General features: G+C 72.3%; 14 protein-coding genes. 12 read left to right on the top strand and 2 right to left on the bottom strand.

Annotated elements, in window-relative coordinates; genetic code table 11:
• Positions 1 to 35: 35 nt before the first annotated feature.
• From ACZ7M2_RS44560 to kynU, 4 genes are all read left to right on the top strand, one after another.
• Positions 36 to 1553: an MFS transporter gene (locus ACZ7M2_RS44560; protein ID WP_471600156.1), complete on the top strand. Its 1518-nt coding sequence runs from the start codon at positions 36 to 38 to the stop codon at positions 1551 to 1553.
• A gap of 101 nt (positions 1554 to 1654) precedes the next feature.
• Positions 1655 to 2068, top strand: a complete 414-nt coding sequence (locus tag ACZ7M2_RS44555) for a DUF3151 domain-containing protein (protein ID WP_352051432.1) — start codon at positions 1655 to 1657, stop codon at positions 2066 to 2068.
• A 205-nt stretch (positions 2069 to 2273) separates the two neighbouring features.
• Complete coding sequence (locus ACZ7M2_RS44550; protein ID WP_352051431.1) at positions 2274 to 3122, top strand: tryptophan 2,3-dioxygenase family protein; 849 nt, start codon at positions 2274 to 2276, stop codon at positions 3120 to 3122.
• Positions 3115 to 4365, top strand: coding sequence for a kynureninase (kynU, locus tag ACZ7M2_RS44545; RefSeq protein WP_471600155.1), 1251 nt, complete (start codon positions 3115 to 3117; stop codon positions 4363 to 4365). The genes ACZ7M2_RS44550 and kynU overlap by 8 nt, the downstream gene beginning before the upstream one ends.
• 128 nt (positions 4366 to 4493) lie before the next feature.
• On the opposite strand, the gene ACZ7M2_RS44540 is transcribed toward kynU, so the two are convergent.
• The gene (locus ACZ7M2_RS44540) at positions 4494 to 5150 is read right to left on the bottom strand and encodes a TetR/AcrR family transcriptional regulator (protein WP_471600154.1); all 657 of its coding nucleotides are present in this window, start codon (positions 5148 to 5150) and stop codon (positions 4494 to 4496) included.
• Positions 5151 to 5334: 184 nt separating this feature from the next.
• Here ACZ7M2_RS44540 and ACZ7M2_RS44535 point away from each other — a divergent pair, with 184 nt between their 5' ends.
• The 8 genes from ACZ7M2_RS44535 to ACZ7M2_RS44500 all read left to right on the top strand — a co-directional run bounded on the left by ACZ7M2_RS44535 (position 5335) and on the right by ACZ7M2_RS44500 (position 14485).
• Positions 5335 to 6213, top strand: coding sequence for an alpha/beta hydrolase (locus ACZ7M2_RS44535; RefSeq protein WP_471600153.1), 879 nt, complete (start codon positions 5335 to 5337; stop codon positions 6211 to 6213).
• A 364-nt stretch (positions 6214 to 6577) separates the two neighbouring features.
• Positions 6578 to 7564: an alpha/beta hydrolase gene (locus ACZ7M2_RS44530; RefSeq protein WP_471600208.1), complete on the top strand. Its 987-nt coding sequence runs from the start codon at positions 6578 to 6580 to the stop codon at positions 7562 to 7564.
• A 154-nt stretch (positions 7565 to 7718) separates the two neighbouring features.
• On the top strand, positions 7719 to 8897 hold the full coding sequence (locus tag ACZ7M2_RS44525; RefSeq protein ID WP_471600207.1) for an acyltransferase family protein: 1179 nt from the start codon (positions 7719 to 7721) through the stop codon (positions 8895 to 8897).
• A 9-nt stretch (positions 8898 to 8906) separates the two neighbouring features.
• A complete protein-coding gene (locus ACZ7M2_RS44520; protein WP_471600152.1) occupies positions 8907 to 10307 on the top strand; it encodes a sensor histidine kinase in 1401 nt (466 codons plus the stop codon).
• Complete coding sequence (locus ACZ7M2_RS44515; RefSeq protein ID WP_471600151.1) at positions 10304 to 10978, top strand: response regulator; 675 nt, start codon at positions 10304 to 10306, stop codon at positions 10976 to 10978. The genes ACZ7M2_RS44520 and ACZ7M2_RS44515 overlap by 4 nt, the downstream gene beginning before the upstream one ends.
• Positions 10979 to 11071: 93 nt before the next feature.
• Entirely contained in the window at positions 11072 to 12421 is a 1350-nt protein-coding gene (locus ACZ7M2_RS44510; protein WP_471600150.1) for a sensor histidine kinase, read from the top strand.
• Complete coding sequence (locus tag ACZ7M2_RS44505; RefSeq protein WP_352051425.1) at positions 12418 to 13092, top strand: response regulator transcription factor; 675 nt, start codon at positions 12418 to 12420, stop codon at positions 13090 to 13092. The genes ACZ7M2_RS44510 and ACZ7M2_RS44505 overlap by 4 nt, the downstream gene beginning before the upstream one ends.
• Before the next feature lie 127 nt (positions 13093 to 13219).
• On the top strand, positions 13220 to 14485 hold the full coding sequence (locus tag ACZ7M2_RS44500) for a cytochrome P450 (protein WP_471600149.1): 1266 nt from the start codon (positions 13220 to 13222) through the stop codon (positions 14483 to 14485).
• On the opposite strand, the gene ACZ7M2_RS44495 is transcribed toward ACZ7M2_RS44500, so the two are convergent.
• The gene (locus ACZ7M2_RS44495) at positions 14469 to 14708 is read right to left on the bottom strand and encodes a hypothetical protein (RefSeq protein WP_471600148.1); all 240 of its coding nucleotides are present in this window, start codon (positions 14706 to 14708) and stop codon (positions 14469 to 14471) included. The two genes, ACZ7M2_RS44500 and ACZ7M2_RS44495, sit on opposite strands and share 17 nt — an antisense overlap.
• Between the last annotated feature and the right edge of the window lie 51 nt (positions 14709 to 14759).

Here is a 14759-nt window from a genome sequence, read left to right as displayed (position 1 = left end):
CCCACGGTGCCGGGCCCTTCCGTATGCTCCGAAGTATGGCTGTGCCTCTGCGGAAAACATCGGGCGAGGGAGCGGGGCCGGGTCCCGACGTGCGGATCTCCAGTCCCACCGGCAAGTGGATCCTGCTGACCACCGTCCTCGGCTCCAGCATGGCCATGCTGGACTCGACGGTCGTCAACGTCGCGCTGCCCACGATCGGCCGTGACCTGGGCACGGGCCTCGCGGCACTCCAGTGGACCGTGAACGCGTACATGCTGACCCTCGCGGGCCTGATCCTGCTCGGCGGGTCACTCGGCGACCGCTTCGGACGGCGCAAGATCTTCGTGCTCGGCGTGGTGTGGTTCGCCTCCGCCTCGCTGCTGTGCGGCCTCGCGCCCACCGGCGGCGTACTGATCGCGGCCCGCGCCCTGCAGGGCATCGGCGGAGCCCTGCTCACCCCCGGTTCGCTCGCGATCATCCAGGCGTCCTTCCACCCGGACGACCGCGCCAGGGCCGTCGGCCTGTGGTCGGGCTTCGGTGGCGTCGGCGCGGCGGTCGGCCCGTTCCTGGGCGGCTGGCTGGTGGACGGTCCCGGCTGGCGCTGGGTCTTCCTGCTCAACGTTCCGGTGGCGCTGATCTGCGCCCCCATCGCCGTGCGCCACGTCCCCGAGTCGTCCGACGGCCGTGCGCACGGCCGGGGCTTCGACGTCCTCGGCGCCCTCCTCGGCGCCCTGGCGCTCGCCCTGGTGACGTACGCCCTGATCGAGGCCACGAGCGGTTCCGTACTGGTCTGGGTGTCGGCGGTCGGGGGCGTGGCGGCCGGTGTGGCCTTCGTGTACGTCGAGCGGCACCGCCCCGACCCGATGATGCCGCCGGACATCTTCTCGTCGCGGCAGTTCACGGCCGTCAACCTCGTCACGCTGTGCGTGTACGCGGCCTTCGGCGGCTTCTTCTTCCTGACCGCGCTCCAGCTCCAGGTCGTGGCGGGCTACTCGGCCCTGGGGGCCGGTACGGCCATGCTGCCGACGACCGTCCTGATGCTGCTCTTCTCCGCCCGCTCCGGGGAGCTCGCCCAGCGCATCGGCCCGCGCATCCCGCTCACCGTCGGCCCGCTGCTGTGTGCGACGGGCATGCTGCTCATGCTGCGGGTGGGCCCGCACGCCTCGTACCTCGGCGATGTGCTTCCCGCGCTGGTGGTGATGGGCGCGGGCATGGTGACCCTGGTCGCGCCCCTGACCGCGACCGTCCTCGCCTCCGTGGACGCCGGGCGGGCGGGCCTGGCCAGCGGGATCAACAACGCGGCGGCCCGCGCGGCCGGGCTGATCGCGGTGGCCGCGCTGCCCCTGCTGGCCGGGATGGGCCCGGAGGCGTACCGCTCGGCGGACGCCTTCAACGCCGCCTTCCGACGTGCGATGCCCCTGTGCGCCGGGGTGCTGGTCGTCGGGGCGGTGCTGGCCTTCACGACCGTGCGCCGCCCTGCCCCCGACTGCCGGCGCCCCCAGTGCCGTACGCACGGCTGTGTGACGTCCCCGCCACTGGAGCCTTCGCGCCCGCGCCCTCCCCAGCCCGAGTGAGACCGGGAGGCGGGGCCGCCCGCCGTGGCTCCGGGGTGGCTGCTCGGGCACCGGGTACCCCGTACGGCACAACCCCCGGAGGGTGCCGCAGACTGGAACGTATGACGATTCACGAGAACCTCCTCGGGGGCCCGCCCCCGACCCACCTCCCCGACGACCCGCAGCCGCGCGAGCTCCTCGCGAACGGCACGGCGCCCGCGGACGTCGCCGCCAAGTACCCCACCTCCTCGCTCGCCTGGGCCCAGCTGGCCGACGACGCGTTCGAGCGAGGCAGTGTCGTCGAGTCGTACGCATACGCCCGTACGGGCTACCACCGCGGCCTGGACTCCCTGCGCCGGGGCGGCTGGAAGGGCCACGGGCCGGTGCCCTGGGAGCACGAGCCGAACCGCGGCTTCCTGCGTGCCCTGCACGCCCTCGCCCGCGCCGCGCAGACGATCGGCGAGCAGGAGGAGTACGAGCGCTGCAGCCAGTTCCTGAAGGACTCCTCGCCGACGGCGGCGCAGACGCTGGGCTGAATCCTCTCAGGGTGTGGTCGAGTCCTCCCCGGGTGTACCCGTCAGGGTGTACGCGCAGGTCGTATGGGTCCGCCCGGTCGATGTGACCGGGCGGACCTTGCGGTTTCGGGTGACGATTGTGGAGGATGCCCGGTGGGGACCGGGGCCCCCGTGTCGAAAACGGCAGGGGCGGACCGCTACCCGGAGTACGCATCAGGAGACAGCGATGTCGTCCCAGCAGGCTCAGCCCGTCGAGGCTCAGGAGCCCGAGACCCCGCATCTCGACTTCCAAGGAACGACCCCGTACGAGGACTACGTCCAGGCGGACGTTCTCACCCACCTCCAGCACACCCTCTCCGACGACCCCGGAGAGATGGTCTTCCTGGTCACCACCCAGGTCATGGAGCTGTGGTTCACGGTCATCGTCCACGAGTGGGAGACCGCGGCGAACGCGCTCCGCGAGGACCGGGTGCCGGTCGCGGTGGCCGCGCTGAAGCGGTCCGTACGGGAGCTGGAGGCGCTGAACGCCTCCTGGCGGCCCCTCGCCCAGCTCACCCCCGCCCAGTTCAACTCGTACCGCTCGGCCCTCGGCGAGGGATCCGGCTTCCAGTCCGCGATGTACCGCCGGATGGAGTTCCTGCTCGGCGAGAAGTCCGCGTCCATGCTGGTCCCGCACCGGGGCGCGCCGCGCGTGCATGCGGAACTGGAGAAGGCACTGCACGAACCGAGCCTCTACGACGAGGTCCTGAGGCTGCTGGCGCGCCGCGGGCACGCGGTCCCCCAGTCCGTGCTCGTCCGGGACGTGTCCCGGCGTTACGAGTCCTCGGCGGAGGTGGAGGCGGTGTGGACGGCCCTGTACGCGGGCGACGAGCACGACGAACTCGCCCGCCTCGGTGAGGCGTTGACGGACGTCGCCGAACTGGTGTGGCGATGGCGCAACGACCATCTCGTCGCGACGCGCCGTGCGATGGGCGCGAAGACGGGCACGGGTGGCTCCGCCGGGGTGGCGTGGCTGGAGAAGCGGGCGCAGAAGAACGTGTTCCCCGAGCTGTGGACGGCGAGGTCTCATGTCTGAGCGGTCTGAAACGTGGTCTGAACTGCGGTCTGAACTGGGTGTCTCCGAGCGGCCCGATCTGGGTGTCAGGGCCGCTGAACTGGACGCCTCCGACGAACTCGCCAAAGTGCGCGCACAGTTCGTCCTGGACGACGTGGTGTACCTCGACGGGAACTCGCTCGGCGCGCTCCCGGCGTCGGTCCCCGGCCGGGTCGACGACGTCGTACGCCGCCAGTGGGGCGAAATGCGCATCCGCTCCTGGGAGGAGAGCGGCTGGTGGACGGCACCGGAACGGATCGGCGACCGCATCGCGCCGCTGGTCGGAGCGGCCCCCGGCCAGATCGTGGTGGGCGACTCCACGAGCGTGAACGTCTTCAAGGCCCTGGTGGGAGCGGTCCGCCTGGCCGCCCTGACCTCCGACGGGCGTGACGAGATCATCGTCGACGCGACGACGTTCCCGACGGACGGCTACATCGCGGCGTCCGCGGCCCGCCTGACAGGCTGCGAACTGCGCCCCCTGGATCCGGCGGACGTCCCCTCCGGACTGGGCCCCCGCACGGCGGCGGTCCTCCTGAACCACGTCGACTACCGCACCGGCCGTCTGCACGACCTCCCGGCCCTCACATCTGCGATCCACGACGCGGGCGCCCTGGCGGTCTGGGACCTGTGCCACAGTGCCGGGGCACTGCCGGTGGACCTCGACACCCACGGGGTCGACCTGGCCGTCGGCTGCACATACAAGTACCTGAACGGAGGCCCGGGCTCACCGGCGTACCTCTACGTCCGCGCCGACCTCCAGCCCCGTTTCGACTCTCCGCTGCCCGGCTGGAACTCCCACGCCGACCCCTTCGGCATGAGCCCCGCCTACGAACCGGCCCCGGGCGCCCTGCGGGGCCGCGTCGGCACTCCGGACATCCTCTCCATGCTGGCCCTGGAGGCCGCGCTGGAGGTGTGGGAGGGCGTCTCGATCGACTCCGTCCGCGCCAAGTCCCTCGCCCTGACCGACTTCTTCCTGGAATGCGTCGAGGCGTACGTCCCCCGGGGGCGCGTCGAGTCCCTGACCCCCTCCCACCACGCCGAACGCGGCAGCCAGGTCGCCCTGCGCTGCGCGGACGCGGGCGAGGTGATGAAGCGCCTGATCGAACGGGGAGTCGTGGGCGACTTCCGCCACCCCGACGTCCTCCGCTTCGGCTTCACCCCCCTGTACGTGGGCTTCGGGGACGTGGAACGGGCGGCACGGGTACTGGGGGAAACGGTGACCTGACGACGAGCGGCTCCCCGCGCCCCTGGGTCCGGGGCTGCGCCCCGGATCCTCGCGCGGTTGCAGTTGTTCGGGTGCGGGCGGGTGGGGGCGGCGGGGGCGATCAACCCCCGGCCGACCCCCACGCCGGTTCACCCCCCAACGACGTACACCCCCGCCACCGCCGCAGCGAACGCCCCCTCCGCCGCCCGCTCAGCAGCCCCCTCGTCCGGCACCACCCCGACAGTCAGCAACGAGTAATACAACGGCGCCGACACCGCCCGTACGACCATCGCCGCATCGGTCCCCACGGGCAACTCCCCGCGAGCCACCCCCTCCTCGACACACGGCACCCACTCACTCACCCGCACGTCATAGAACCGCCGCAACGCCTCCGCCGTACGCACATCGCACGTCGCCGCGGCGATCACGGCCCGAAACAACGCCCCCTGCCGAGGATCGGCCAGCGTCCGCCGCACCAACGCGGCGTTGGCCCGCAGATCACCGCGTACGGACCCGGTCTCCGTACGCGGCGACGACTGCTCCGCCATGTCACTCAGCAGATCGGCGACGAGCCCCGTCACCGACCCCCACCGCCGGTACACCGTCGTCTTCCCGACCTCCGCCCGCCGCGCCACATCGGCGAGATCGAGATGCGCGAACCCCTCCTCGGCGAGTACGTCCCCTGCGGCACGCAACACGGCCGCACGAACCCGGGCGGTACGCCCGCCAGGACGTACGGTGCCGGGTACACCAGACCTCACGGTGCCGGACTCGCCAGGACCCACGGTGCCGGACTCGGCGGACATGACGGACTCCTCAGCAATGCCGTTCAGGTAACCCACCCAGCGTAACGAAACAACAGATCCGTTTACCCCTCACCGAGCGTGATATCCGGGTGTAGACGCACGTCACGGGCCTGATACCGTCCCCGCCAACGGCCGAATTCACTCCTGGTCCGCCAAATCCGTTTCACCGCTGAGAGGTTGGAGCATGCCGGACGACGCCGCAGCACGGGACGCCGCCGAGGAGGCCTCGGCCTTCTCCCACCCGCCGGTCGACCCCGACGTCACCGCCGCGTACGGCGACCATCCCGACCAGGTGATCGACTTCTACACCCCGCGCGAACCCGACCCCGAGGTTCCCGCCCCGCTGGTGATCGTCCTGCACGGCGGCGCCTGGCGCGCCCCGTACGACCGCCGCCACATCACCCCGTTCGCGGACTTCCTGGCCCGCCGGGGCTTCGCCGTGGCCAACGTGGAGTACCGCCGGGGCACCGCGATCCCCGCGCAGGGCGGCGAGGGCCCGGTCGCGGGCCGCTGGCCGGACACCTTCGACGACATCGCGGCCGCACTCGACGCGCTGCCGGCGCTCGCCCGCGAGCACCTGCCGGGGGCGGACCTCCGCCGCACGGTGATCACCGGCCACTCGGCCGGCGGCCACCTCGCCCTGTGGGCCGCCGCGCGTCACGTCCTGCCCGCCGACGCTCCTTGGCGCACCGACCGCCCCGCCCCGCTGCGCGGTGTCGTGGCCCTCGCTCCGATCGCGGACTTCACGGTCGCCGAGAAACTGAACGTCTGCTCCGGCGCCTCCCGCCAACTCCTCGGCGGCGAGGCCAGGTTCGCGGAGCGGCTGCCGTACGCCGACCCGGCGTTCCTGCTCCCCACCGGCATCGCCACGACCCTCGTGCAGGGTCGCACCGACGTCATCGTTCCGGAGGCGGTCGCCGAGTCGTACGCGGACGCGGCGGCGAGGGCGGGCGAGGTGGTCGGTCTGACGCTCCTGGAGGAAGTGGGCCACTTCCCGCTGATCGACCCGGCGGCGGACGCGTGCGCGGTGGTGGCCGAGGAGATCGCCCAACTGGCTTGGTAGCGTGCCCCGGTCATACCCGTAGTACCTGAGAGCTACCTCCAAGATGAGCTCCCTGGCGGGACGCGAACGACACGTCATGATCCGTAACTTCCCATCCAGAGGCGCCCGATGAGCGGGCGGACCGGATGGGAAGGACGCCATGGAGCTCCGGGGGAAGCCGACCGCGGCGGGAAGGGCGCAAGCCACCCGAACAACACCACCTGATCCGGCGCTTGAGCGGCCCGGCCCCCCTCAGCCATCCAAGCCACCCAGGCCACTCGAGTCGGCCCCTTCGACCCCTTCGACCGCGTCGGCGCACTCGGCCCAGTCGGCTCAACCGGGAGAGCCCCCGCCCCCCACCCCTCGCGCCCCATTCCTCCGACGCCTGAGCCGCACCCTGCTCGCCGCCCTGGTCACGGCCGCCGTGGTCGTCCCCGTCTCCGCAGCGGCCCGCCCCCGGATCCCCGCCCCGGCCCCCGCCGCCCTCGCCCCGCCGACGACAGCGACGCTGGACAAGGCATACACGGCGAACCGGGCGAACGCCGCGGAGGCGTCCCGCATGGCCGCCGCCCACGGCGACCACACCCGCGCCGCCGCGGACCACGCCCTGGCCGCCCCCTCCCGCCGCTTCCTCACCTTCGACGGCCGTGGCCAGGGACTGGCCGTCGAGGTCCTCGGCGACCTCGCCCACGCCGACCGCGTCGCGGTCCTGGTCCCGGGTTCCGACACGACCTTGGAGACCTACGGCCGCTTCCGAGCAGGAGCGGCAGCCCTCCAAGACCGCCTCAACAGCCTCGAGGGTCGCCACGAAACCCACGGAGCCCTCGGAACCCACGGATCCACCTCACGTCCGCATACGGCAGTCATCGCCTGGCTCGGCTACGAGACACCGGGCACGGTCAGCACCACGGTCCTGACGACCGGCCGCGCCGACGACGCGGCCCCGCCGCTGAAGCGGTTCATACGCGAACTGCGGGGCGTCGTCGGCGAGAAGGCGCACGTCTCCCTGCTGTGCCACTCGTACGGCACGGTCGTCTGCGGCCGCGCGGCACGCGGGCTGGACGTGGACGACATCGCCCTCATCGGCAGCCCGGGCACCGGCGCGGACTCCGTGTCGGCACTGCGCACCTCCGCCCGGATCTGGGCAGCCCGAGGCGCCGACGACTGGATCGTGAACGTGCCGCACGTCCACGCCGATCTCTTCGGCACCACTGTCGGCTTCGGCGCCGACCCGGTGTCCCCGGCCTTCGGCGCCCGCGTCTTCGCGGCGGGCACCGGCGGCCACAGCGACTACTTCAAACCGGGCTCCGTGTCCTTGGACAACCTCGCCCGGATCGTCCTCGGAGACACCTCGGAGGTAACCCGTGCGTAAGTCGACGGTTCGTGAAGAGGCAGCCACCCGCCGAACGACCCATCCAGAGGCGCCCCCACAGAGCGCACTGAAGCGACGCCCACCCCCCTCCACCCCCATACACCCCTCCACCCCCACGCACACGGCCGCCGCCCTGCGCACCGCCACCCACGCCATCGGAGACGGCGCCCGCCGTATCGACGCCGCCACCCCCGCGGAGCGGGACCGTGCGGTTGACGCCCTGCGCGCCTTCGCGATCCTCGGCGTGGTCCTGGGCCACTGGCTGGTGACGGCCCTGGTCGCGGACGGCGGCGCGCTGCACACGGCGAGCCCGTTGCAGCACATGCCGTGGCTGGCCCCCATCTCCTGGGTCTTCCAGACGCTCGCGGTGTTCTTCCTGGTCGGCGGCCATGTGGCGACGAAGAGCTACGCGTCGGCGCGGGCGCGCGGCACGACGTACGGACAGTGGCTGCGCGCCCGCCTCACGCGGCTCTTCAAACCCGTGGCCGCGGTACTGACCCTCTGGACGGTGGCCGCCGTCGGCCTCCTCGCGTCGGGCACGGGAGTCGGCACGGTCCACACCCTCGTCAAACTCGCCCTGTCCCCGCTGTGGTTCCTCCTGGTCTTCGCGGGACTGACCGCCGCGACGCCCCTGCTCACCCGGCTCAACCCGCTGTGGCCGCTGGCCGTCGTTCTCCACGTGGACCTGATGCGCTTCGGACTGGGCGGCCCGTCCTGGCTCGGCTGGGTGAACGTGGCGGCGGGCTGGATGGTCCCGTACACGCTGGGCGCGGCCTGGACGCGCGGCGAGTTGGACCGCCGGCGTGCGGGCTGGGTGCTGCTCCTGTGCGGCGCGGCGGCGACCGCGGTGCTGGTGACGTGGGCCGGCTACCCGGCGTCGATGGTCGGCGTCCCGGGTGCGGCGGTCTCGAACCTGAACCCGCCGACGCTGGCCGCGGTCACCTTCGGCATGGCCCAGTGCGGCCTCGCTCTTCTGCTGCGCGAGCCGCTGCGCCGGTGGTTGCGGCGCCCCCTGGCGTGGGCTGCGGTGGCCCTGGTCAATCTGTCGGCGATGACGATATTCCTCTGGCACCAGACGTCCATGATGGCGGTCACCGCCGTGGGCCTGCTGGTGGGAAGGCTGCCCGGTCTGCACATGGTTCCCGACGGTCTGGGCTGGGTGGTGGCCCGCCTCGCCTGGCTTCCGGTCTTCGCCTTCGCCCTCGGCGTCTGCTGGGTCGCCTTTCGCTCCTACGAGCAGGGCCCGCGCCGCCGGTCCGGCCGTCCCTCCCGGGTCGTCCGCGTCCACCGTCGTGGTGGTCCGGCGGGGTCGCGAACGGCCCGCCGTGCCTAGGGTGATCACGTGACCAGCGCCGAGCCGAGGCCCCCGGACAGCGAGCCGATCCGCGTCCTCCTGCGCGAGGTCCTCACCGACCTCGCGTCACCGTCGGCGGCCCCGCTGCCCCCGCTGTCCCGGCCCCGTTGGCTGCGCTGGCTGCCGCACGTGATGCTGTGCCTGATCGCGCTCGTGCTCGCACTCGAGGGCGTGGCCGAGCTCGACGAAACCTATCGACTCGGGGTCCCGCTGGGTGAGGCGACCGGGGCCGCACAGGGCGTGGCGCTCGCCCTCGCCCTGCGGCGGCCCGTGCCGGCGTGGTGGCTGTCGCTGGGCGCCACGTTCCTGGCCGCCGCCGGGGCCAGGTCGCACATGATGGCGGACATCTCGGCGTCGCGCCCCGACTGGCCGTGGAGTTCACCCGCGCTGATCGCGCAGGCCTTGGTGCTCTTCCTGCTGGCACTGCGGCTGCCCGCACGAGTGGCCATCGGCGCGCTGTCCGTGACCGCCCTGCTGACGTACGTCATGCAGGGCCTGATCGGCGGGCAGCTGTACCACTCGACGGGGTTCCTGGCGGTCGTCGTCTTCGCCGCGGTGGTCCTCCTGGGCATCGCCCTGCGCGGCCGCCGCGAGGCCCGCACCCAACTCGTCGCACAGGCCTCGCAGACCGAGGAGGAGCGCGCCCGCCGCACGCTCCTCGAGGAGCGCAGCCGGATCGCGCGCGAGCTGCACGACGTGGTCGCCCACCACATGTCGGTGATCTCCATCCAGGCCCAGGTCGCCCCGCACCTGGTCGAGAACCCCTCCGACGAGCTGAAGGAGAACCTCGAGGGCATCCGGCAGAACGCCCTGGAGGCGCTCACCGAACTGCGCCGCGTCCTCGGCGTGCTGCGCTCCGAGAACCCCGAGGACCCGTACGGCCTCGGTGCGGGCACCGGTGCCGCCCCCAACTCCCCGCAGCCCACGCTCGACCGCCTCGACGCCCTCGTCGAGAACACCCGCGCCGCCGGTCTCCAGGTCACCACGGAGATCACCGGCGAGCAGCTCCCACTGCCGCCCGGCGTGGAGCTGTCGGCGTACCGGATCATCCAGGAGGCGCTGAGCAACGCCCTGCGGCACGCGCCCGGTTCGGCGGTCCGCGTCGAGCTGTGGCACTTCCCGCGCGGGCTTCAGGTGCGGGTGATCAACTCCAGACCCGAGCGTCCCGCCCCGCCGTCCCCGGGCGCGGGGCACGGGCTGCTCGGCATGCGGGAGCGCGCCGCGATGCTGGGCGGCACCCTCGTGACCTCCGAGACCTCGCACGGCGGATTCGTGGTGGCGGCCTTCCTGCCCCGCGACGGCGCGGTCACGGGCAACGCCCCTTCCACCGACCTTTCCCCTTCCACCGACGTCGATCGTTCAGGCCGCACAGGAGACGAGAGCCCATGACGAGCAGCACCATCCGCGTACTGATCGCCGATGACCAGCAGATGGTCCGCCAGGGTTTCACCGTGCTGCTCAACACCCAGCCCGACATCGAGGTGGTCGGCCAGGCGGTCGACGGCCTGGACGCGATCGTCAAGGTCGCCGAACTCGCCCCGGACGTCGTGCTGATGGACATCCGCATGCCCGAGCTCGGCGGCATCGACGCGACCAGACGCATCACCGGCGCGACCCCGCACATCAAGGTGCTGGTGCTCACCACCTTCGACCTCGACGAGTACGTGTACGAGGCGCTGCGGGCCGGCGCCTCAGGGTTCCTGCTCAAGGACGCGTCCGCCGACCAGCTGGCCGAGGCGGTACGGGTGGTGGCGGCGGGCGACGCGCTGCTCGCCCCCGGGATCACGCGCCGTCTCATCGCCGAGTTCTCCCGCCTGGACTCCACACCCCGCGCCCCGCTCAAGCAGCGCGTGGGCGAGTTGACCGAGCGGGAGACGGAGGTGCTGGCCCTCATCGCGCAGGGCCTGTCGAACGCGGAGATCGCCGAGCGCCTGGTCGTCGCCGAGCAGACCGTGAAGACCCATGTGGGCCGCATCCTGGTGAAGCTGGGCCTGCGCGACCGCACCCAGGCCGCGGTCTTCGCCTACGAGTCGGGCCTGGTGCGCCCGTCCGGCTACTGAGCCCGGGGATACCCGTAGTACCTGAGACGGATCCCGCAGGACCCTTCTCACTGGTGACGACCGCGACCCCGCAGGCGGCCTACCGTTTTGAACGTGACCGAGACGACCCAGACGCAGATGAAGCCCCCGGGCGGGGCCAAGCCCCGCAGCCCGGAGTTCCGGCTGGCCGCGGACGCCCTGCGCGGGCTGCGGCAGGACCTGTTCCACGACGCCTTCGCCTACCACCCGCTGCCGCGGATGCGGGTGGACGGTCCGCTCGCCCGACGCCTCCCCGCGCGCGTCAGGGAGCGCGCGGCCTGGACTCCGCACGCCGTGGTCACGGCGTGCGGACTGCTCGCGATGGCCGTCGCGAGCACCACGAACCAGGGCGGCCCCGGCATCGAGAGCCTGGTGCCCAGCCTCCTCGCGCTGCTCCCGGTCCTGCTGACGCTCGTCCGGCCGGTCGGAGCCTTCTGGTTCTCCATGGCGGCGACACCGTTCGCGGCCGTGTTCAGCGGCAGCTGGGGCGACTGGCCTTGGCCGCCGGGTGCCTTCATCACCCACCTGGTGGTGCTGACGGTCGTGGCGCTGCGGACCCGGCCGCGCACCGCCGCCTGGATGTGGGGGGTGACCGCGTGGTACGGATTCATGTCCGAGTCCCTCTTCGGCGCCGGGCACATGGGGAGCAACGCGGCTCCGCTGCTGTTTCTCTCCGCACTCGCCCTCCTGGTCGTCACCGTCCTGCACGTACGCCGCGCGGCCGAGCAGGAGGTCACCGCCCACCAGTCGGAGACGGCGCAGGAGCGCTCCAGGCGCACCCTCCTGGAGGAGCGCACCACGATCGCCCGCGAGCTGCACGACGTGGTCGCCCACCACATGTCGGTGGTCGCCATCCAGGCGGAGGCCGCGCCCTACCGGGTGGAGAACCCACCGCCCGAGCTGGAGCAGGCCTTCGTCACGATCCGGGAGAACGCGGTGGCGGCGCTCACCGAGCTGCGCCGTGTCCTCGGTGTCGTACGGGCCGCGGACTACGAGGCTCCGGACGCCCCGCAGCCCACCCTCGCCGACCTCGGCGGGCTCCTCGCCAATGTGCGGGAGGCGGGTCTGAGCGTGGAGAAGACGGTCACGGGCGCGGTGCGCGAACTCCCGCAGGGCGTGGAGCTGTCGGCGTATCGCATAGTCCAGGAGGCGCTGAGCAACACCCTGCGGCACGCGCCGGGCGCGACGGCCCGCGTCGAGATCGGCTACGTTCTCGGCGGGCTCGGCCTGCGCATAGTCAACGGCCCCGCGCAGACCACGACCCTGGTGAAGTCCACCCACGGCGCGGGGCACGGCATCACCGGGATGCGCGAGCGGGTCACGATGCTGGACGGCGAGATGACGACGGGCGAGACGGACGACGGGGGCTACGAGGTGACGGTCTTCCTGCCGGTGCCGCTGCGGGCGGCGGAGGAATCCGGATGACGAACGGCACCATCCGCGTCCTGATAGCCGACGACCAGGTGATGGTCCGCGAGGGCTTCTCGGTGCTGCTCGGCGCGATGCCGGACATCGAGGTGGTGGGCGAGGCGGTCAACGGCCGGGACGCGGTCGAGCGGGTCCGTGAGCTCGGGCCGGACGTCGTGCTGATGGACATCCGCATGCCGGAGATGAACGGCATCGAGGCGACCCGGGAGATCGTCGCCGCGGACAGCGCCGCGAAGGTGCTGGTGCTGACCACCTTCGACCTCGACGAGTACGTGTATCAGGCGCTGCGCGCGGGAGCCTCGGGCTTTCTGCTCAAGGACGCCTCGGCGCGTCAACTCGCCGACGGGGTGCGGGTGGTGGCGGCCGGGGAGGCGTTGCTCGCCCCGTCCGTGACCAAGCGGCTGATCACCGAGTTCTCCAGGCTCTCGGACGCTCCGAGGCTCTCGGCCACGGCCCAGGCGGCCTACGGCGAGCTGACCGAGCGGGAGACGGAAGTGCTGGTCCTGATCGCCCAGGGTCTGTCGAACGCGGAGATCGCCTCGCAGCTGTTCGTCGCGGAGTCCACGATCAAGACCCATGTGAGCCGGATCCTGGTGAAGCTGGGCCTGCGGGACCGCACACAGGCGGCGGTGTTCGCGTACGAGGCGAGGCTGATCACACCCAGGTGACCCGGGTGGCCGGCTGACCGGGGGAGCGCGGCGGCCGGGCCGAGGGCGGGGTACGGGGGTCCCCGCCGGCGGCTCGGCCGCCGGGACACCCCTGTTCAGCGGGGCCGAGTCGGGCTAGCGTCCGCCCATGGCAGCCTCGCACACCCCGCAGTCCCCGCAGCCCTCGCAGTCCGCGCAGTCTCCGCAGACACCGTCGGCCTTCGATCCTTGGAGCCCGGAGTTCGTGGCGAACCCGTACCCCGCGTACGCGGAGCTGCGTGAGCGCGGCCGGGTGCACTACTACGAGCCCACCGACCAGTGGCTGGTCCCGCACCACGCGGACGTGTCGGCGCTGCTGCGGGAGCGGCGGCTGGGCCGGACCTACCAGCACCGTTACACGCACGAGGACTTCGGGCGGACGGCACCTGCGCCCGAGCACGAGCCGTTCCACGTTCTCAACGACCACGGAATGCTGGACCTGGAGCCGCCGGACCACACGCGGATCCGACGGCTGGTCTCCAAGGCGTTCACACCGCGCACGGTCGAGCAGCTCAGGCCGTATGTGGACCGGCTGGCGAACGAGCTGGTCGCCGGCCTCGTGGCGGCCGGTGGCGGTGATCTGCTCACCGATGTCGCCGAGCCGCTCCCGGTGGCCGTGATCGCCGAGATGCTGGGCATCCCGGAGTCGGACCGGGCGCCGCTCAGGCCGTGGTCGGCGGACATCTGCGGGATGTACGAGCTGAACCCTTCCGAGGAGACGGCGCAGAAGGCGGTCCGGGCGTCGGTGGAGTTCACCGAGTACCTCCGGGAGCTGATCGCCGAGCGCCGCAAGGAGCCGGGCGGCGACCTGATCTCGGGCCTCATCGCCGCGCACGACGAGGGCGACCGCCTGACCGAACAGGAGATGATCTCCACCTGTGTCCTGCTGCTCAACGCGGGCCACGAGGCGACGGTGAACGCCACGGTGAACGGCTGGTGGGCGCTGTTCCGCAACCCCGGCCAGTTGGCGGCCCTGCGCGGTGACCGTTCGCTGATCCCCACGGCGGTGGAGGAGCTGATGCGTTATGACACCCCGCTCCAGCTCTTCGAACGGTGGGTTCTGGAGGACATCGAGATCGACGGCACGACCGTTCCCCGGGGCGCGGAGATCGCCCTGCTGTTCGGCTCCGCCAACCACGACCCGGAGGTCTTCGCGTCCCCGGAGAGTCTGGATCTCTCCCGCTCCGACAACCCCCACATCTCCTTCAGCGCCGGCATCCACTACTGCATCGGCGCCCCGCTGGCCCGCCTCGAACTGGCGGCGTCCTTGGGCGCTCTCCTGGAGAAGGCGCCGACGCTCGCCCTCGCCGCCGAGCCGGAGCGCAAGCCGAACTTCGTGATCCGCGGGCTGGAGGGGCTCAGCGTCGTGCTCTGACCCGTCGGCCGAGGGCCCGCGATCCCAGGGCCCAGAGTCCCAGCGCGGCGGCCGTCCCGCCGAGGACCATCAGGGGCAGCTCGGCGTAAAGCACGCTCCAGTCGGGCCCCTGCTCGAACCGCTGGAACCGGCCGCGGCTGTTGGCGGCCCAGACCGCCAGCCCCGCCCCCGCGCCGACGACGGCGATCAGACAGCCGCCCGCGGCCTGCATCCTCTGCCCCATGCCCCCCATGGACGTGGTGCGGGGGCCTGGGGTTCCCGGGCCCCCGCACCA

Source organism: Streptomyces sp. NPDC111507 (genome assembly GCF_055638955.1).
Note: the sequence above shows the minus strand (reverse complement) of the source record. Positions and strands in the feature narration are given on the sequence as shown.